This is a genomic window from Nocardiopsis alkaliphila YIM 80379 (genome assembly GCF_000341005.1).
In the GTDB taxonomy this organism is placed as follows: domain Bacteria; phylum Actinomycetota; class Actinomycetes; order Streptosporangiales; family Streptosporangiaceae; genus Nocardiopsis; species Nocardiopsis alkaliphila.
In genome coordinates this window covers 1-17,486 of the sequence record NZ_ANBD01000163.1, presented here as the reverse complement: position 1 = coordinate 17,486, position 17,486 = coordinate 1, and the positions used below count along the sequence as shown (strand labels likewise).

The following is a 17,486-nucleotide window of genomic DNA, read 5'->3' as shown; positions in this document are numbered from 1 at the left end:
CCACCCATCCCCGACCCCGCCGCCGTGGCGGTGTTCGCCGGCGACCACGGCGTGCACGCCCAAGGGGTGACCGACTGGCCTCAGGAGGTCACCGCGCAGATGGTGGACAACTTCCTGGAGGGCGGGGCCGTGGTCAACGCCTTCGCCGAACAGGTGGGCGCCGAGGTGACCGTGGTGGACATGGGCGTGCTCGGCGACCTGTCTCCGGCCGCCGGTCTGCTACCCCGCAAGGTGGCGAGGGGGACCGCCGACTTCACCCAAGGGCCGGCGATGACCCGCGACCAGGCCCTCAAGGCGTTGGAGAGTGGTATCGAGGTCGCCCGTGACCTGGTCTCTTCGGGCAACCGCTGCCTGATCACCGGGGACATGGGGATCGGCAACACCACCCCTGCGGCCGCCCTGGTCTGCGCCTTCACCGGGGCCGACCCCGCGGTCGCCACGGGTCGAGGAACCGGGGTGGACGACGCCACCTACGAGCGCAAGGTCGAGGTGGTTCGCAAGGCCCTGGCCGCCAACCCGGTGGACCCGGAGGACCCCATCGGCACCCTGGCGGCCTTGGGTGGCCTGGAGCACGCGGCCCTGACCGGTTTCATCCTCGGTGGCGCCGCGCTACGGGTCCCGGTGTTGTTGGACGGGGTCATCGCCGGTTCGGCGGCGCTGGCCGCCGCCGCGATCTCCCCGGAGTCACTGAGCGCCTGTTTCGCGGGTCACCGTTCCAGCGAGCCCGGCCATGGCCTGGCCCTGGAACACCTGGGGCTGACCCCGTTGGTGGATCTACGGATGCGTCTGGGCGAGGGTTCGGGCGCGCTGCTGGCCTTGCCCCTGTTGCAGGGTTCGGCGCGTGTGCTGCGCACCGTCGCGACCTTCGACGACGCGGGAGTGTCCACCGCCCGGTGAGGTGGGGCGGCGCCGATGCGCGGTGCCGCCCACGGCACCGGCGGGACCGGGGCGGCCAAGGATGGCTGACCCCGCGCCTTGGTGGCGCGGCGCGGTGGCCCGAACCCGACACGGCGTGCGAGTCCCCGGAGGGTCGCCTACCCCCGTACTCACACCTTTACGTTGGTGTAACACCACTTTGACAAGGTACTTTTGAGCAATCACCGAACTCGCCGGTGGCGCGTCGGGAACGGTTTCTCCCACGCGCGCCCCGCCACCGACGTCGGGGGCCGGTACGGACGACCATGAAGGGTGCGATCCGTGACCTATCTCCTTGGCTTGCGTATGCGGGACCGTGACGTGTTGGTCGTCGGCGGAGGCAGGGTGGCCCAACGTCGTGTGCCGGTCCTGTTGGAGGCCGGTGCCCGTGTCACCCTCATCTCCCCGGAGGCCTCCGCGACTCTGGAAGACCTCGCGAACGCCGGTCGGCTCACCTGGCTGCGACGCCCCTTCGAGTCCGGTGACGTCAGCGGTCCCGAGGCGCCCACGTTCTGGCTGGTGCACGCCGCCACCGACTCCGTCGAGGTCAACGCCATGGTGGCCGCCGAGGCCGAAGACTCTCGAATCTGGTGTGTACGCGCCGACGACCGCCACGCCTCCTCCTCTTGGACCCCGGCCACCGGATCCGCGAACGGCATCACCGTCGGGGTCATCGCCTCCGGTGATCCGCGTCGTTCCGCCGGATTGCGTGACGCCATCACCGAGGGGCTGGCCGACGGCACCTTGGACGCTCGACGTGGCCGTGAACGTCTGCGCGGAGTGGCCCTGGTCGGTGGCGGCCCCGGCGATCCCGGCCTCATCACGGTTCGCGGTCGACAACTCCTCGCCCAAGCGGACGTGGTGGTGGTCGACCGTCTCGCCCCGGTCTCGCTTTTGGACGGTCTGGCCACGGACGTGGAGATCGTGGACGCGGCGAAGATCCCCTACGGCCGTTCCATGGCCCAAGGGGACATCAACTCCGTCCTGGTCGAGCGTGCCAGGGAGGGTAAGTTCGTGGTCCGGCTCAAGGGCGGGGACTCCTTCCTGTTCGGTCGGGGCGGGGAGGAGGTGGCCGCCTGCGCAGCCGCCGGAATCCCGGTCATCGTGGTCCCCGGCGTGACCAGCGCCCTGGCGGCCCCTGGGAGCGCCGGTATTCCCCTCACCCACCGTGGCGTGGCCCAGGACGTGCACATCGTCTCCGCGCACGTGGCCCCGGACGATTCCCGCTCCACCGTCGACTGGGCCGGGTTGGCTCGCTCGGGTGGCACGATCGTGGCGCTCATGGGAGTGGAGCGGATCGAGGCCATCGCCGATACGCTGCTCTCCCATGGTCGCTCCGAACACACCCCGGCGGCGGTGGTCCAAGAGGCGACACTGCCGGGACAGCGAGTGGTGACGGGTACGCTGGCGGACATCGCCGTCACGGCCCGCGTGGCTGGTGTTCGGCCCCCCGCGGTGGTGATCATCGGAGAAGTGGTCAAAGCAGCGCGGGAACTTGACATACTGCACACGGGAAGCCAGGAAGAGTTGGACCGACTGGTGACCGGGCGCGATCACGAGTGAGACCTCCGTCGACGGCGCAGGTCAGTCACGTCGATGGGGACCATCAGTACCGATGAGGAGGGCATACCGATCATGACCCGGCCGTCGGCTGCACCGGACACCTCCGGTTCCGGTGCCTGGGACCGGTACGCCACCGGACCGGACGCCACCTCCGCCAAGCCCGCAGCGGGCCCGTCAACAGTGCCCGCGGCCGGTGACCCTGGTGGTGGCCGTCGGGGCCCCACCGTCCCCGTACCGGCTGGACCGGCCAAGCATCGAGCCCCGACCATTGAGGACAACCGCTTCGAACAGGTCCTGGAATCCCTACGCAGGCAGATCCGTGACTTGGAGTTCGCGGAGGGACTGGCCGGCGCGGATGAGGGCAAGGCCCTGCAGGCGGACGTGTTGGCGCAGTTGTCCGACTACGTATTGCCGCGGGTACGTCGCCCCGACATTCCGCTGCTGATCGCCGTGGCCGGATCCACCGGTGCTGGTAAGTCCACCCTGGTGAACAGTCTGGTCGGTGAGCAGGTCACCACCACCGGTGTACGCCGCCCCACCACCAACAGTCCCGTGTTGGCCTGCAACCCGGCCGACGTGGACTGGTTCAGTGAGGCGTCCTTCATCCCCTCCCTGCCCCGTGTGCGCCAGCAGGGTCTGGCCATGCCGGGTAAGGACGGCATGTTGGTCCTGGCCGCCACCGAGGCCATGCCCGAAGGCGTGGCCCTGCTCGACACACCCGACGTCGACTCCGCGGTGGCCGCCCACCACGAGTTCGCCGCCAAGTTCCTGGACGCCGCGGACCTGTGGGTGTTCGTCACCACCAGTGGCCGCTACGCCGACGCCCGGGTGTGGGAGTTCCTCCAGGTGGCCCGGGACCGTGACACCTCCCTGGCCGTGGTGCTCTCCAGGGTCCCGCGCAAGGGCCGTCGTCGACTGTTGGACCACTTCGGGGCGATGTTGGAGGCCAACGGCCTGGGTAACGCCGCCCGGTTCGCGATCCCCGAGACCGATCAGATCGCGGGTGAACGGTTCACCTCCAACGTCGCCGACCACATCCGCGAGTACCTGGCGGACGTAGCGGGTGAGGCCGAACAGCGCGACCGGGTCTCCCGGCGCACCTTCATCGGTGTCATAGACAGCTTTCGTACCCGTGTGCCAGAACTGATCCGCCGGGTCGAGGCGCAGATCGAAACGGGTCGTTCCCTGGGCGCCATGGTCGATGACGCCTACGCGGCCGCCGAGAAGCGCATCGACACCGCCATGGGCGATGGAACGCTGCTACGCGGTTCCCTGCTGGCACGTTGGCAGGAGGTCGCGGCCGGTGGCGAACTCGCCAAGAGCATGCGTCCACGCGGTAAGCGCTCTCGCAAGGCGCGCGCCGACCAAATCGAACGCGGTGAACGCGTGCAGGCCTTGGAACGCGCCGTGCGTGACGCCTTGGAGGCCTTGGTGGTATCCGTCAGCGAACGCGCCTGTGAACAGGTCGAGCAGCGCTGGCGAGAGGTCCCCGGTGGTGAGGAGTTGGCCGCCAAGGCCCTCAACAAGCCGGGCACCGGTATGCTCGCCCAGCAGGTCCGTCAGGAGATCGCCGAGTGGCAACGTGAGATCGCGGAGATGACCGCGGCCACCGGGGCCACCAAGCGTTCGGTCGCCCGTTTCGTCACCTTCGACCATGACGTCGTCGCCCTGGTCATGATCATCGACCTGCTCGGCTACGAATATTCACACTCCGGAGGTGGCGCCCATGCGGCCGACGCCTCCGGTCCTTCCCCGCAGCGCCTGCTGAAGGGGTTGTTCGGCGCCCAGTCGTTGCGCAGCATCGGCCAGACCGCGCGGGAGAACCTGCGCCGCCGTGTCCTGGGTCTGCTCGAGTACGAGCGGGTCCCCTTCGACACCGTCCTGGCCTCGGCCGGTATTCCGTCCGACGACAGCGCCGTCCAGCTCTACCAGGCCACGTACAACCTTGAGATCGCACGATGACGACTGAGTGGAACTCCGCGCAGGCGGGGGACACCGATCCGGAGGAACCCTCCACCACGGGTGAGGGCGCCGAACACGAGGGCGAGCGGTTGGCAGAGGAATCCGGCCCCGAACCCACCCGGGAGCGTTACCAGGGCAGCCCTTGGCGTGGTTACACCATGCCGGTGCCCGAACATCCCGAGCACGCCCAGGAACGGATTCGCGGCGCGGAGGAATCGGCCGCCTACGACGGCATCACGGGCTACCCGGATCCGTCCGGGGCGGGAGCGGCCCAGGGCGGTCTCCAGAGTCCTCAAACGCCTCGGGAGGAGCCCGAAGGTCCTCCGCGCGCCTCTTCGGAGGAGCCGGAGCCGCCGCAGGCCCCGCAGAAACGTTCGGGTCGGCGTTCTCGACCTTCCTCGGCGTCCGCTTCCGGCGAGCGCCGTGCCGGGGGTGCCCCTGCTGGTGAGGACGATCCGGACAACCTGGCCGGGTGGGTGGGTAGCCTCAGCGAGGCCGCCGACGACACCCGTATCGCCGGTCGCCACACCGGAAGTTTCCCGGTGGTACGACCCGACTCCGAAACCGATGTGGCCGCAGAGCGCCCAGGCGAGCAGCCACCGGGCGCGCCGGCCCAGGGCGCTCCCAGAGCGCATGAGAAGACCACGGGCGAGGAGGTCGCCGGCGCGTCGGATCAGGACACGTCCGAACCACTGCCCCGGCGGATCCCCGGTTCATCCCCGGTCTCGGGTGCCTTCCGGGCCGTTGGTGCCGACACACCCGCGCCCGGGCCGAAGGAGGACCGGGACGGCGCACGGGACGTGCGGTCGAGGACCTGGGACACCTCAGGCGCCCCCCAGGACGAGGACGAGTATCGCCCCACCAATCACGACCGCTGGCAGCCCACGAGTACCACCAGCCGGGCCGAACTCATCGAGCGGTTGGAAGCCCTGAACACGCTGGTCGAACTCGGCAAGGAGGATCTGCCCGAAGAGGTACTGGACCGGGCCGGGCAGCTGCTCGACCACGCCGGCGCACGCCTGCGTCTGTCCGGCGACCACACGGTCGTGGCCTTGGCCGGTGGTACCGGAAGCGGTAAGTCCTCCCTGTTCAACGCCCTGAGCGGACTGGAATTGTCCCAGACCGGCGTCACTCGACCCACCACCTCCAACGCGCACGCCTGTGTGTGGGGACACGAGGGCGCGGACGCCCTGCTGAGCTGGCTCGGGGTGCCCACCCGCTACCGTCACTCGCGCACCGGCGTACTGGACACGGGTGATTCGAGGCTGACCGGACTGGTCCTGTTGGATCTGCCCGACCACGACTCCGTACGCAGCGTGCACACCGCCGAGGCGGACCGGCTGATCGGCTCCGTGGACCTGTTGGTGTGGGTGTTGGACCCGCAAAAGTACGCCGACGCCGCCGTACACCACCGCTACCTGGCCAAGATGGCCGGCCACGGGGCGGTCACCATCGCCGTCCTCAACCAGGTCGACAAGGTCGAGCCGGAGGAACTGGAAGAGCTCCTCACCGACCTTCGGCGACTGTTGGAGACGGAGTCCGGGGTACATCCGAGGGTGATCACCACCTCCACCGTCACCGACCACGGCATCGACGAACTACGCGAGTTCCTCGGTGAGGCGGTCACCGACAAGCGCGCTCTGGTGGATCGCCTGGTAGCGGACCTGGACCAGGTCATCGAACCGTTCGAGGAGTTCCACGGCGAGGACGAGGTGCCCGAGAACGTGCCCGCCGAGGTCCGGAACCGGATCCAGGAGGGCCTGGCGGAGGCCGCCGGTGTGACGGCCGTCGCGGACGTGGTCGAGACCAACGACGTGCGCCGAGGCAAGCGCTGGGTCGGTTGGCCGGTGATCCGGCGCGCGCTCAAGCTTCGTAAGGATCCGCTCACCACGTTGCGCTTGGACTTCTTGCGCCGGGACGCCCCCGGTGTGGGCGGACCGGTCGACGCGCACGAGGCCGAGTTGGAAACGGTTCTGAGTGAGGCCGCCGACGAGGTCTCGGCGGGCATGCCCGCCCCATGGCGCCGACGGATGCGCACGGCGGCCCGATCGGGGATGGCCGAGCTTCCCGTGGAATTGGGTGAGGCGGTCTCCGGCGCGGTCGGCGATCCGAATCGTCATCCGGCGTGGTGGCGAACGGCACGGGCGGTGCAGTACGGGTTGCTCGCCGTGTCCGGTATCGGCATGTTGTGGGCACTGGCGTCGTTGGTGAGTTGGATCGGTGGCGGGCTCACCGGTCTGCGGATCTTCGACGATCCCGTATCCATCGCCTACGCGGGCGCCGTGGTCGTGGCGGCGCTGTTGGTGGGCTGGTTGACCGGGGTCGGCTGCGGCAACCTGGTGGAAGTCGCCGCGGTCCAACGCCGTGAGGACGTGGAACGCGCGGCACAGGGGCGGGTCCGAGAGCTGGCCGGTGTGAGAGTCGTGGTCCCCATGGAGGAGGAACTGGCTCGTTACCGGGCCTTCCGGGCTGCCTACGAGGTGGCTCGTCCCAGGGGCTGATCGGGGCGAGGGACGGTGAGGCACCGTCGACTCGGAGTGGTTTCGACAAGACGTGGAGTGAACGGGGGCGGGTCGCCTGAGGGCGTCCGCCCCCTTTTTTTGCGTGCAAGAGGGGTTTAGCGGCCAGTAGAGGACAAATCGTAACTCTTGCCAACTCCCCAGAGACGTTGGGTGACGGCTACGGTAGGCATTACTCGAATGGTGCATACAAAAAGCAATTAAGTTGTTACTCAAAGTAATGTAAAGTGTGGAGAGTGTGCTTGCCGGGCGGTGGTCTGGAAGGTGCGTCGGTGAACCCGGTGACCGAGCGGTGACGAAGGGGAACGGGGGACGACCCCGATTCGTCGAAGAAGGAACCGTGAAAGGCGGAGGGCCCATCAGAGTTCACGACCGTGGCCGGATGGCAGAGGGGGCGACGGGAAGGGAGGACGTGGCGGTGAGTATCTCTGAAAAGCCGATGGCGCACCGATCGGGCCTACTCGGCGCACGAAGGCCCTGGCCCGTTTTTCAGCAACCCATCGGGCTGGTCGTCTATCTGGTCCTGCTGGTGTCCACCGCGTTGTTCCTGGTGGGGATGGCCGTTGCGCAGACCTCGATCACCGTGTTCGACGTCGTGCTCTTCGCCGCCCTGGTCGTTTGCGCCCTGGTGTGCCTGGAGGCGATCCGGCGCATCGGGGTGCCCGCGGGTGTGAGCCGCGACCTCCTGGGAGCGTGGTGGCTCCCGGCGATGCTCCTCCTGCCGCCGATGTACTCCCTTCTCATGCCCATCCCCGTCTTCCTCCTGCAACGCCGCAACCGTCGCGGGCTGTTGCACCGTAGGGTCTTCAACACCGCTTCCGTCGGAGTCTCCGGCTTCACGGCCTCGGTACTCTGGCACGGTTCCCAAGGGGGTCTGGTCGCCGGGATCGGTGGCTCCGTCGCCGCGCACCAGACCCTGGCCACCGTCAACGGGGTTTTCCTCGCACTGGCGTGCTGTGCCCTGTTCACCCTGCTCAACACGGCCTTGGTGTTCCTGGCGGCCCGGTTCAGCACCGACAACGGTGGAACGCCCAGCATGTGGGACCGTGAGGCGCTACTGGTGGACTCCGTCGAGTTATGTGTCGGTGTCACCGTCGCCATCCTCGCGCAACTGTCCCTGTTCCTCCTGGTCATCGCCGTTCCGCCGGTCCTGCTGTTGCAGCGCAGCCTGGTCTACCAGCAGTTGCAGACCGCCGCTCGTACCGACCCCAAGACCGGGCTGCTCAACGCACCCACCTGGGAACGGGAGGCCGCCGCCCAGATCGCACGGGCACGCTCCACTCGGGGGCGAGCCGCGGTGCTCATCGTCGACATCGACCGCTTCAAGCGGGTCAACGACACCTACGGGCACCTCTTCGGGGACCAGGTCCTGTTGGGCGTGGCCACCACGATCGCTCAGCAGCTACGCCAGTCGGACCTGCTCGGCCGGTTCGGTGGTGAGGAGTTCGTGATCCTACTGCCCGGGGCCGACGTCAGCGAGGCCTGGCAGGCGGCGGAGCGGTTGCGCTCGCAGGTCGGGCGAATGGAGATCGCGGTGGACGACGTTCCCGTCTCGATCACCGTCTCAGTGGGGGTGGCGGTCGTGGGCGATCACGGCGATGATCTCGTCGAACTGCTGACCGCGGCGGACCTGGCCCTCTACCGGGCCAAGGAGACCGGGCGAGACCGTGTGTGTCTGCCGGCCGGACGTCCCGAGGCGAACGAAAGGATCCCCGGGCCCCGGGAGGGTGGGCAACACGAGGGCAACGGCCCCGAAGAGCTCCTCTGACCAAGGAGGATGTTCGGGGACCGGGGGTTATCCACAGTTCGATCACCATCCGTTGCGCTGTGACGATCGGTGACCGAATGTGAATACATGCCCTTTGAACAGCATGTACCCTCCCCTGACCCTCGAGACGACTCCTCCACCCGCCCGTTCCGCCATCTGACCGACCCGACCGCCTTCCTGTTCGCCTTGCCGCTCTTGGCCGCACGCCCGGTGGACGAGGCGATCGTCGCCGTGATCCTGGGCCAGGGCAGGACCCTGGGGGTACTGCACGGCGAACTCGACCACCTGGACCATGTCGTCACCGTCGCGCACAGCGGAGTGACGGCGATGAAAGCGATTCGAGAACTCTCCGGCAGTGCGGTGCTGCTGGCGGGCTTCGGTCCACCAGAGCGGGTGGATCCCCACGTGGAGGCGTTCCTCACCGAGGCCGGGTCCGAGGGGGTCCCGGTCTTGGAGGCGCTTCGGGTCACCGGTGACCGTTACTGGTCCTACCTGTGCGAAGGAAACGGATGCTGTCCCTCTCAGGGGCGGACCTTCGCCCCTCGCTCCTTGACGTTCCCGGATTCGTCACCAGGGTCAAAGCCACCGGAGGTGACGTTCCCGGCGGTGGCGAAGGACGCTCGGATCGTGGCCCTGCTGGAACCCGTGGCCGGGAGCGCCGGTGAGGAGGTGGCCGACAAGGCCGTGCACATCGAGGAACGGCTCCGTGCGGAGGGGGTCCACACCACCTCGCGACGGCGCTGGATCACCGAGGTACTGGACGTGCTGGAACGGGAGGAGACCGAGCGGATCACCGATCCGTGCACCCTGGCCATGCTCGGAGTTCGGCTCTTGGACCTGCGGGTGCGAGACGCGGTCTGGGCGCGCATCACCCGGGCCACGGCACCGCTCCACCTGCGGCTTTGGTCCCGGGTCGCCCGACACGTCCCCCGCCGACACCGGGCCGCGCCGGCCGCGCTGTCGGCGGTGGCGGCCTGGCAGGCGGAGGACGAACCCCTGGCCAGGGCGGCGGTGCGGGTCGCTTTGGAAGCCTGTCCCGGGTACGGAATGGCGGTGTTGATGGAAAGGGCCCTGAGCTGGGGTCTGCCCGCGGGCCGTTGGGCCGACCACATGGCCCAGTACCTGGAAGAGAGCGAGGGCGGGGAGGAGGACGGGCTCGCGGGTCCGGCGCCACCGCCCCCACGGTGATCTGACGTGGCCCCGTCGCCAAGGTCGACGGGGCCACGAACACGGAGGAGGTCATCGTTGCCAGGGCTCGGGCAACGGAGACCCTTCACGGAGTACGAGGTCCAGGGACTTCCATCGCGCACAGGCGGTCCGCAGCGCGGCGAAGGACGGTACGATCCCGCCCGACCGTCGTAGGGCTTCAGAAGTGGCGTCGTAGAGTTCGGTGACGCCGTCGTGGCCCTCGGTGTGCTCGCTCACCGGCCAGAAGAAGGGGAGCGGGGCTCCGTCGCGCATCAGGTCATCGAGGAGGTCGAACGCGTGGTCTGCCCGGCGGAGGTTGACCACGCTGTACACGGGGGCTCCCGGTGTGGCGAGCAGAGTGGACAGCCGTACCGCGATGACCTCCGCGGACAGTGTGGCCGCGCCCAGGGGGTGTTCGTGGTGTTCGACCATCACGCGACCCCTTCCACGACGATGCTCCCGAAGTGGCTTCCCCGCATCCGCCGTAGCGCTTCGGTACGCCGGTGCTCCTCTTGGACGAGGTAGTAGCCACGGACGAGGTCGACGGACACCTTCCTACCGTGGGTCGGCGGGAGGGTGTGGGGCAGGTCGTCGATGGGCCTGCGTGGAGAGGGGACGGGCGAGGTCGGCCGTGTGCGGGTGTTCGCGGTCGGGAGGGGGACGGGCGCGTAGCGGCGAACCCGACGCGAGCGGTTGCGGCGCAGTTCGAAGGCCGGCTCTCGGAAGTAACCGAAAGCGGTCGTGTGGGTTCCCTTGCACGGGCGAAGCACACGGAGCATCAGGCAGAGCAAAGCACTAGGGTTGGGCATGTCGTCCTGCTTTCTCCAGGTCGGCCATGGCCCCGGGGCACGTTGGAGCGTGTCGCCGGGGTTCCGCTGTACGCGGACCTCTTCAGCATAGGCGCTATAGGCCGCTCTATAAAGCGGTATGGAGCTACCAATATATTTGCGCAGCTCATCGGGGTCTTACGGTGCTCTCATGAGTGACGTCCCTGACTTCGAACCTTCACCGGACGCCTACGTCTATGCAGAACTCGCCGACCACATCGCGGCGCGTATCTCGGTCGGGGACCTCCCCTCCGGGGCGAAACTTCCCGGTGAACGAGAGCTCGCAGAGACTTACGGTGTCGCTGTGGGCACAGCGAGGCGGGCCACGAAGGAGCTTCGTGACCGTGAGTTGGTGAAGACGCTCCCGGGCAAGGGCACTTTCGTGGTCTGAGAGGGCTGGAGCCCCATGTGGCCGAGCACTGTGGCCCCGGCACGTTCCCGTACGGCCTAGGCTGGGAGACATGCCGGAGTACATCTACACCATGAACAACGTGCGCAAGGCGCACGGCGACAAGGTCGTCCTGGACAACGTCTCGGGATCGTTCCTGCCCGGAGCCAAGATCGGCGTCGTGGGCCCCAATGGCGCGGGTAAGTCGACGCTGCTGAAGATCATGGCCGGCATCGAGCAGCCGTCCAATGGCGAGGCGCGTCTCATGCCCGGTTTCACCGTGGGCCTGCTCGCCCAGGAACCGCAGTTGGACGAGTCCAAGACCGTCTTGGAGAACGTCGAGGACGGCGTCGCCGAGACCAAGGCGATGCTGAACCGCTTCAACGAGATCGCCGAGCAGATGGCGACGGACTACTCCGACGAACTGCTCGAAGAGATGGGCAAGCTTCAGGAGAAGCTGGACCACAGCAACGCATGGGACCTGGACAGCCAGCTCGAGCAGGCGATGGACGCCCTGCGCTGCCCGCCCGGGGACGCCGACGTCACCCAGCTCTCGGGTGGTGAAAAGCGCCGTGTCGCGCTGTGCAAGATCCTGCTGGAGGCACCCGACCTCCTCCTGCTCGACGAGCCCACCAACCACTTGGACGCCGAGAGCGTGAACTGGCTGGAGCAGCACCTGGCCAAGTACGCCGGCACCATCATCGCCATCACACACGACCGGTACTTCCTGGACCACGTCGCCACCTGGATCCTGGAGCTGGACCGTGGCCAGTTCTACCCCTACGAGGGCAACTACACCACCTACCTGGAGACCAAGCAGGCCCGCCTGAAGGTCGAGGGGCAAAAGGACGCCAAGAAGTCCCGCCGCCTCAAGGAGGAGTTGGAGTGGGTCCGCTCCAACGCCAAGGCCCGTCAGACCAAGAGCAAGGCTCGTCTGCAACGCTACGAGGAGATGGCGGCCGAGGCCGACAAGACCCGCAAGCTGGACTTCGAGGAGATCCAGATCCCGCCGGGTCCGCGCCTGGGCAACACCGTGGTCGAGGTCAAGAACCTCACCAAGGGCTTCGGGGACCGGGTCCTCATCGAAGACCTCAGCTTCTCGTTGCCGCCCAACGGCATCGTCGGCATCATCGGCCCCAACGGTGTCGGTAAGACCACCCTGTTCAAGATGATCGTGGGCGAGGAGACCCCCGACGAGGGCAAGATCACCATCGGTGACACCGTCGAGATCTCCTACGTCGACCAGTATCGGGGTCGGATCGACGACACGAAGAACGTCTGGGAGACCATTTCCGACGGTGAGAGCTTCATCGAGGTCGGCAAGGTCGAGATCCCCAGCCGTGCCTACGTCGCCGCGTTCGGCTTCAAGGGCTCCGACCAGCAGAAGTCGGCCGGGGTGCTCTCCGGTGGTGAGCGCAACCGCGTCAACCTGGCGCTCACCCTCAAGCAGGGCGGCAACCTGCTGCTCCTGGACGAGCCCACCAACGACCTGGACGTGGAGACCCTGGGGTCGCTGGAGAACGCGATCCTGGACTTCCCCGGTTGCGCCGTGATCACCTCCCACGACCGGTGGTTCCTGGACCGCGTCGCCACGCACATCCTCGCCTGGGAGGGTGGCGCCAACTGGTTCTGGTTCGAGGGCAACTTCGACGCCTACGAGAAGAACAAGGTCGAGCGTCTGGGCCCGGACGCCGCGCGCCCGCACGCGGTCACCCACCGCAAGCTCACCCGCGACTAGGGGTTCGGTTCCGTCCGCTGCGACGAGAACCGGATGATGTCTCCGGCCTGAGGGTACCGGGCCCTGCTCACCGTCTTCGGACGGTGGTGAGCAGGGCCCTTCTCCATGCCAGGGCCGGACGGCGCCGACGCGTGGGTGGAAGGGCCCGGGCGGATCCGGAGAACGTGGCATACCCTGGGGGCGATGACTGCCGCGCGTGATGACCACCAGGGCGCGGGCGAAGAGCCCGCGCAGATGACGTTCTACGAGGCCGTGGGCGGCGAGGAGACCTTCGTCCGCTTGGTCCGCCGTTTCTATGAGGAGGTGGCCGAGGACCCCGAGCTTCGCCCCATGTACCCGGAGGAGGACCTGGGCCCGGCCGAGGAACGCCTACGGTTGTTCCTCATCCAGTACTGGGGTGGGCCCCGCACCTACAACGAAAGGCGTGGCCACCCGCGCTTGCGCATGCGCCACGTCCCCTTCCGCATCGGTGCCCTCGAACGGGACCTGTGGCTCAAGCACATGCGTGTGGCCATGGACTCCCTGGAGTTGCACGAGGCGCTGGACCGCCAGATGTGGGAGTACATGGTCATGGCCGCGCACAGCCTGGTCAACGTCGCCGAGGAGGCCACTCCTCCGGTGGTGGCCGACCCCACCTCGGTGACGGTGGGCGGTGACGGCGAGGTACGGGAGGGAAGTCGGCACGACGACGGAGATGACGATGGTGAGGCCATCACCATCTCGTTGAAGCGGTGATCGGGTCTCAGGAGTACTCGGCCAGCAACGCGCGCTCGGTGTCGTTCAGACGCCGAGCGCTCTGCTTTGCCACGTCGAAACCGACCAGAACGGTGTTGGCGCGCAGGTAGACCCTCTCGTTGTCGAGGATCTCGTAGGACAGGCTGAAGCTGGCGTTGCGCACCTCGGTGACCCACAACTCCACCCGGACCGGCTCGGTGCGGGGCAGGAGGGGGGCGAGGTAGTCCGCTTCCTGGCGGGCTACGACCATGGCGCCGAAACCACGGCCGCCGTCCACCCCGCCGAAATTGAGGAAGGAGATGCGGGCGTCCTCCAAGTAGGTGAGCATCCGCACGTTGTTGACGTGCTGTTGCGGATCCAGGTCGGCGTAACGCACCTGTTGATGGTGCACGTGTCGCCTGGGCACGACGGTGCCGGTGGGCTCGGCCTGGGTCTGGGTCACGTCCTGGGTTCCTCTCCCTGGGATGCCCCCAAGGGGGCGCTTACGCGGGTGCCCTCGACGTGCCTCACGGGGCCACCCATCCCTCCATTGTCCCAAAGGCACCTTGGCGGGGCCTCGGACGAGCCTGTGTCCTTGCTCTCCCGTCCGAGGACCCCGCACAGGTCAACGCACCGACAACCCCAGATGGTGGGCGAGGAAGGCCAACTGGTCTGCGTTGAGCGCCACACTGCGACTCACCGAACGGGAGCTGTGCCCGACCTCGGCCTCCCGACGCAGCAGCACCGGACGCTCCTCGATCGGTGCCCCGGTGGCGTGTTGCAGGGCCGCACACAGTTTGCGCGCGTGCAACGGGTCCACCCGGGTGTCGTTGTCGAACACGGTGAACAGGGTCGCCGGGTAGCGGGCGCCCTCACGCACGTTGTGATAGGGGGAGTACCCCAGCAACCAGCCCAATTGTTCGGGATCGTCGGCACTGCCGTACTCGACGTTCCACAATTGTCCCAGCCCGAACCGCTCGTAGCGCACCATGTCCAGTAGGGGCGCCGAGCACACCGCGGCGGAGAACAGGTCCGGCCGCTGCGTGACCATGGCCCCCACCAACAGACCGCCGTTGCTGCCGCCCATGACGGCCAGATGGTCCGGGTCGGTGACCCCGGTGGCGATGAGGTGCTCGGCGGCCGCGGCGCAGTCGTCGAACACGTTCTGCTTGTTGGCGAGCATGCCGTCACGGTGCCAGTGCTCCCCCTCCTCCAAACCGCCCCGCAGGTTCGCCACTGCGTACACGCCGCCCGCCCGGACCCAGGACAGGATCGTCGCCGAGTAGGCGGGGGTGAGTGAGATCTGGAAGCCGCCGNGGAACCCCGCCGTACCCGTACAGGATGGTCGGCCGCGGCCCTTCGGCGGGTTCGGGAGGCGATACCACCAGCATCCGCACGGTGGTGCCGTCCTTGGAGGTGAAGGCCACCTGTTCGGTGCGTACCTCGGGGAGGTCGATGTCACCGGGAGCCCGTTCCCATAGCTCCACCCCACCGGTACGGGCGTCGTAGTGGTACACCGATGATGGGTGCGTGTTGTCGGTATAGCCGAACCACGCCTCATGGCCGCCCTCGGGGCGACTGGTCAGGCCGATGAGGCTGCCCAGCCCGGGCATTCGCACGGTGTCCACGCGTTCACCGGTGCTCGGGTCGTGCCGGGTGATCTCGCTGATCGCGTGCCGGCTCCACACCGCGAGGAGTTCCGGGGAGTCCAAGCCCGCACCGTCGAGCAGGGTGTGGCTCTCCAAGACCGCCTCGGGGTCTTCGGGGATCAGTGTGGTCCAGTTCTCGTAGCCGGGGTCGGCGGGGTCGACCACGCATAGGCGACCGCGAGGGGCGTCACGGTCGGTGAGCAGGTACAGGCGTCCGTCCCGTGCCACGTGCGGACTCAGGTCGGCGTCGGCGTCCTCTTGGATCACGCGCAGTTTCGGGGCTTGCACCGGGCCGGCTCGTAGATCCGCGACCCACGCGTCGGTGGCCGACGAGGTCCCCTTGGCCGAGGTCAGGACCAGCCAACGTCCGTCCTGGCTGGTGGCCAGGCCGTAGTACTCGGTCTTGTCCCGACCCTCGCCGAAGATCAGGGTGTCCTCCTCGGCCGGGGTACCCAGGCGATGCAGGTAGACACGGCGGTGATAGGCCTCTTCGCCCTCGGGTACCTCCTCGGCGGGCAACCGACGCACGTAATAGAAGGCCGATCCGTCCGGCAACCACGCCACCGGGCTGTAGCGGGTGCGGTCGATGGGGCCGTCGACGAGTTCACCCGAGTCCACGTCCATCACTCGCAGCAAGGACTCCTCGTCGCCACCTTCGGAGAGCTGGTAGGCGAGCAGCCTGCCGTCCGGGGAGGGGCGCCAGGAATCCAGGGTGGTCAGACCGGTGGGATCCAGGGCCTCGGGATCGATCAGGGTTCGTTCCGGACCCTGGCCGTCGCGCACGAGTAGTACGGCGTGCTCCTGTTCGGGGTCTCGTCGGATGCCGAAGCGACGCTCACCCCGCCAGACCGGTACACCCACACCACCGGCGCCCATGAGCGATCGCAGGTGCTCGGCGAACACCTCACGGGTGTCGTATCGGGCGCTGATCCGGCTGTACAGGGTGTCCTGTGCGGCGGACCAGTCCTTGGTCCGGGTGGTTTCGGGCTCCTCAAGCCAGCGGTACGGGTCTCGAACCATGTGGCCGTGCAGATTCTCTTCGATGTCCAGCCGTTCGGCCTGGGGATAGCGGAGTTCGCGCATACTTTGCACCCTATCCACCCATATCTCACCCTGCGTGTTCGGCGCGGCGTCACCATGGATCCCGGTTCCTCGGCCGCACAATAGGTTCCAGGTGGCGGCATCGGGCGTTTTCCGGGCACCCGACATAAATTGGGGTGGCGCTGGAGTGCTTTCACCCAGCAAACTGAATGCGGGACGCAACTCGGCGGGAACCACCGGGAGGTCCGTGTGGCAAGGCGTAAGAAGACACCGATTCTCGGATCGGTGCACAGGGAGGTCTCCTGGCTGGCCGAACGGCTGGCCGGGGAAGAGACATGGCGGTCGCACGCGACGGCCGAGGTGACGCGATGAGCGCCCGACGCAGCCGGGAGGGTGGCCCGATCACCGTCCGTCGTCACGTGCTGCTGCTCAACGCCAGCTTCGAACCGCTGACGACGCTTCCGCTGCGCAGGGCGATTCTGCTCGTTCTACGGGAGAAGGCGGAGGTCGTCCATGAAGACGGAGCAGGGGCGTTGCTGCATTCGGCGACGCACTCCTACGAGGTGCCGTCGGTGATCAGGCTCAGGCGTTACATCAGTGTTCCCTACAGCCGAAGGGTGCCCCTCACTCGGGTGGCGCTCATGCGGCGGGACCGGCACATCTGCGGTTACTGCGGAAAGAAGGCCGAGACGATCGACCACGTCATTCCGCGCAGCCGTGGCGGCGCGCACGTGTGGGAGAACGTGGTGGCCGCGTGCAAGCCCTGTAACCACCGCAAGGCGGACAAGTTCTTGGACGAAATCGGCTGGGAGCTGCGCATCACCCCCAAGGTTCCCAAGGGTCCCCATTGGAGGCTGATCAACGGCGACCTGCACGGTGACCCCCAGTGGGAGCCGTACATGGCACACCTGGCCGCTTGACGCGGTCCACAAGGGTCGGAAGAACCGAGCGTCCCATCCGGCCCACCCCGTGCCCCCGGGCGAGCCGAATCCCTCGGCTCCCCGGGGCGCTCTTTGTTCATGGCTCATGAGCGCGTCGTGATCCGAACGAGAAAGGCGTCGAACCTCAGGCTATTTCTGTCTGGATTCTTCCGGTCAGGAGTGGTCGGTACGAGATGGCGGATTCAAGAAACTCGAGCAGCGCACCGGTGAGCTCCTGCGTGTGGGGCAGGGCGATTTCAAAGTTGATCGCCTGCTCAAGACCCCAAGTGACGC

13 protein-coding genes and 1 pseudogene are annotated in these 17,486 nt (G+C 67.7%); 10 read left to right on the top strand and 4 right to left on the bottom strand.

From position 1 onward, the window contains the following. The 6 genes from cobT to D472_RS26215 all read left to right on the top strand — a co-directional run. On the top strand, window positions 1-897 hold an 897-nt coding region (gene cobT / locus D472_RS0122260), incomplete at its 5' end, for a nicotinate-nucleotide--dimethylbenzimidazole phosphoribosyltransferase (RefSeq protein ID WP_017606657.1). A 300-nt stretch (window positions 898-1,197) separates the two neighbouring features. After that, complete coding sequence (gene cobA, locus D472_RS0122255) at window positions 1,198-2,478, top strand: uroporphyrinogen-III C-methyltransferase (protein ID WP_033304453.1); 1,281 nt, start codon at window positions 1,198-1,200, stop codon at window positions 2,476-2,478. Between the two features lie 72 nt (window positions 2,479-2,550). Continuing rightward, window positions 2,551-4,440 carry a dynamin family protein gene (locus D472_RS0122250; protein ID WP_026117967.1) on the top strand — a complete coding sequence of 630 codons (1,890 nt, stop codon included), beginning with the start codon at window positions 2,551-2,553 and terminating at the stop codon, window positions 4,438-4,440. Continuing rightward, window positions 4,437-6,941: a GTPase gene (locus D472_RS0122245; RefSeq protein WP_017606654.1), complete on the top strand. Its 2,505-nt coding sequence runs from the start codon at window positions 4,437-4,439 to the stop codon at window positions 6,939-6,941. The genes D472_RS0122250 and D472_RS0122245 overlap by 4 nt, the downstream gene beginning before the upstream one ends. Before the next feature lie 436 nt (window positions 6,942-7,377). Further along, window positions 7,378-8,727 (top strand): GGDEF domain-containing protein, encoded by a 1,350-nt coding sequence (locus D472_RS26220; RefSeq protein ID WP_051046050.1) that lies wholly within the window; start codon window positions 7,378-7,380, stop codon window positions 8,725-8,727. 87 nt (window positions 8,728-8,814) lie between these two features. Further along, complete coding sequence (locus tag D472_RS26215; protein WP_033304451.1) at window positions 8,815-9,915, top strand: DUF4192 domain-containing protein; 1,101 nt, start codon at window positions 8,815-8,817, stop codon at window positions 9,913-9,915. A 51-nt stretch (window positions 9,916-9,966) separates the two neighbouring features. On the opposite strand, the gene D472_RS0122230 is transcribed toward D472_RS26215, so the two are convergent. Together D472_RS0122230 and D472_RS26210 are read right to left on the bottom strand one after the other, a co-directional pair. After that, complete coding sequence (locus D472_RS0122230; RefSeq protein WP_017606651.1) at window positions 9,967-10,347, bottom strand: hypothetical protein; 381 nt, start codon at window positions 10,345-10,347, stop codon at window positions 9,967-9,969. Then, window positions 10,347-10,724: a hypothetical protein gene (locus tag D472_RS26210; RefSeq protein ID WP_152448040.1), complete on the bottom strand. Its 378-nt coding sequence runs from the start codon at window positions 10,722-10,724 to the stop codon at window positions 10,347-10,349. Before D472_RS26210 ends, D472_RS0122230 begins: the two co-directional genes overlap by 1 nt. A gap of 169 nt (window positions 10,725-10,893) precedes the next feature. On the opposite strand from D472_RS26210, the gene D472_RS0122220 reads away from it, so the two are divergent. The 3 genes from D472_RS0122220 (at window position 10,894) to D472_RS0122210 (ending at window position 13,603) form a co-directional block, all read left to right on the top strand. Continuing rightward, window positions 10,894-11,133 carry a winged helix-turn-helix domain-containing protein gene (locus D472_RS0122220; RefSeq protein ID WP_017606649.1) on the top strand — a complete coding sequence of 80 codons (240 nt, stop codon included), beginning with the start codon at window positions 10,894-10,896 and terminating at the stop codon, window positions 11,131-11,133. A 70-nt stretch (window positions 11,134-11,203) separates the two neighbouring features. After that, the gene (gene ettA, locus D472_RS0122215) at window positions 11,204-12,868 is read left to right on the top strand and encodes an energy-dependent translational throttle protein EttA (RefSeq protein ID WP_017606648.1); all 1,665 of its coding nucleotides are present in this window, start codon (window positions 11,204-11,206) and stop codon (window positions 12,866-12,868) included. 183 nt (window positions 12,869-13,051) lie between these two features. Continuing rightward, window positions 13,052-13,603 carry a globin gene (locus D472_RS0122210; RefSeq protein ID WP_017606647.1) on the top strand — a complete coding sequence of 184 codons (552 nt, stop codon included), beginning with the start codon at window positions 13,052-13,054 and terminating at the stop codon, window positions 13,601-13,603. A gap of 7 nt (window positions 13,604-13,610) precedes the next feature. Here D472_RS0122210 and D472_RS0122205 read toward each other — a convergent pair whose 3' ends face one another. Both D472_RS0122205 and D472_RS26945 read right to left on the bottom strand, forming a co-directional pair. After that, complete coding sequence (locus D472_RS0122205; protein WP_017606646.1) at window positions 13,611-14,045, bottom strand: acyl-CoA thioesterase; 435 nt, start codon at window positions 14,043-14,045, stop codon at window positions 13,611-13,613. A 162-nt stretch (window positions 14,046-14,207) separates the two neighbouring features. Continuing rightward, window positions 14,208-16,314: pseudogene (locus D472_RS26945) on the bottom strand (prolyl oligopeptidase family serine peptidase). Between the two features lie 377 nt (window positions 16,315-16,691). Here D472_RS26945 and D472_RS0122195 point away from each other — a divergent pair. Then, complete coding sequence (locus D472_RS0122195; protein ID WP_026117966.1) at window positions 16,692-17,192, top strand: HNH endonuclease; 501 nt, start codon at window positions 16,692-16,694, stop codon at window positions 17,190-17,192. Window positions 17,193-17,486 lie beyond the last annotated feature (294 nt).

What these genes read in the sequence shown, in the direction of transcription:
- D472_RS0122250 (WP_026117967.1), top strand. Translation starts at nt 2,551, where the DNA reads ATGACCCGGCCGTCGGCTGCACCGGACACCTCCGGTTCCGGTGCCTGG.
- D472_RS0122245 (WP_017606654.1), top strand. Translation starts at nt 4,437, where the DNA reads ATGACGACTGAGTGGAACTCCGCGCAGGCGGGGGACACCGATCCGGAG.
- D472_RS26215 (WP_033304451.1), top strand. Translation starts at nt 8,815, where the DNA reads ATGCCCTTTGAACAGCATGTACCCTCCCCTGACCCTCGAGACGACTCC.
- D472_RS0122230 (WP_017606651.1), bottom strand. Translation starts at nt 10,347, where the DNA reads ATGGTCGAACACCACGAACACCCCCTGGGCGCGGCCACACTGTCCGCG.
- D472_RS26210 (WP_152448040.1), bottom strand. Translation starts at nt 10,724, where the DNA reads ATGCCCAACCCTAGTGCTTTGCTCTGCCTGATGCTCCGTGTGCTTCGC.
- D472_RS0122220 (WP_017606649.1), top strand. Translation starts at nt 10,894, where the DNA reads ATGAGTGACGTCCCTGACTTCGAACCTTCACCGGACGCCTACGTCTAT.
- ettA (WP_017606648.1), top strand. Translation starts at nt 11,204, where the DNA reads ATGCCGGAGTACATCTACACCATGAACAACGTGCGCAAGGCGCACGGC.
- D472_RS0122210 (WP_017606647.1), top strand. Translation starts at nt 13,052, where the DNA reads ATGACTGCCGCGCGTGATGACCACCAGGGCGCGGGCGAAGAGCCCGCG.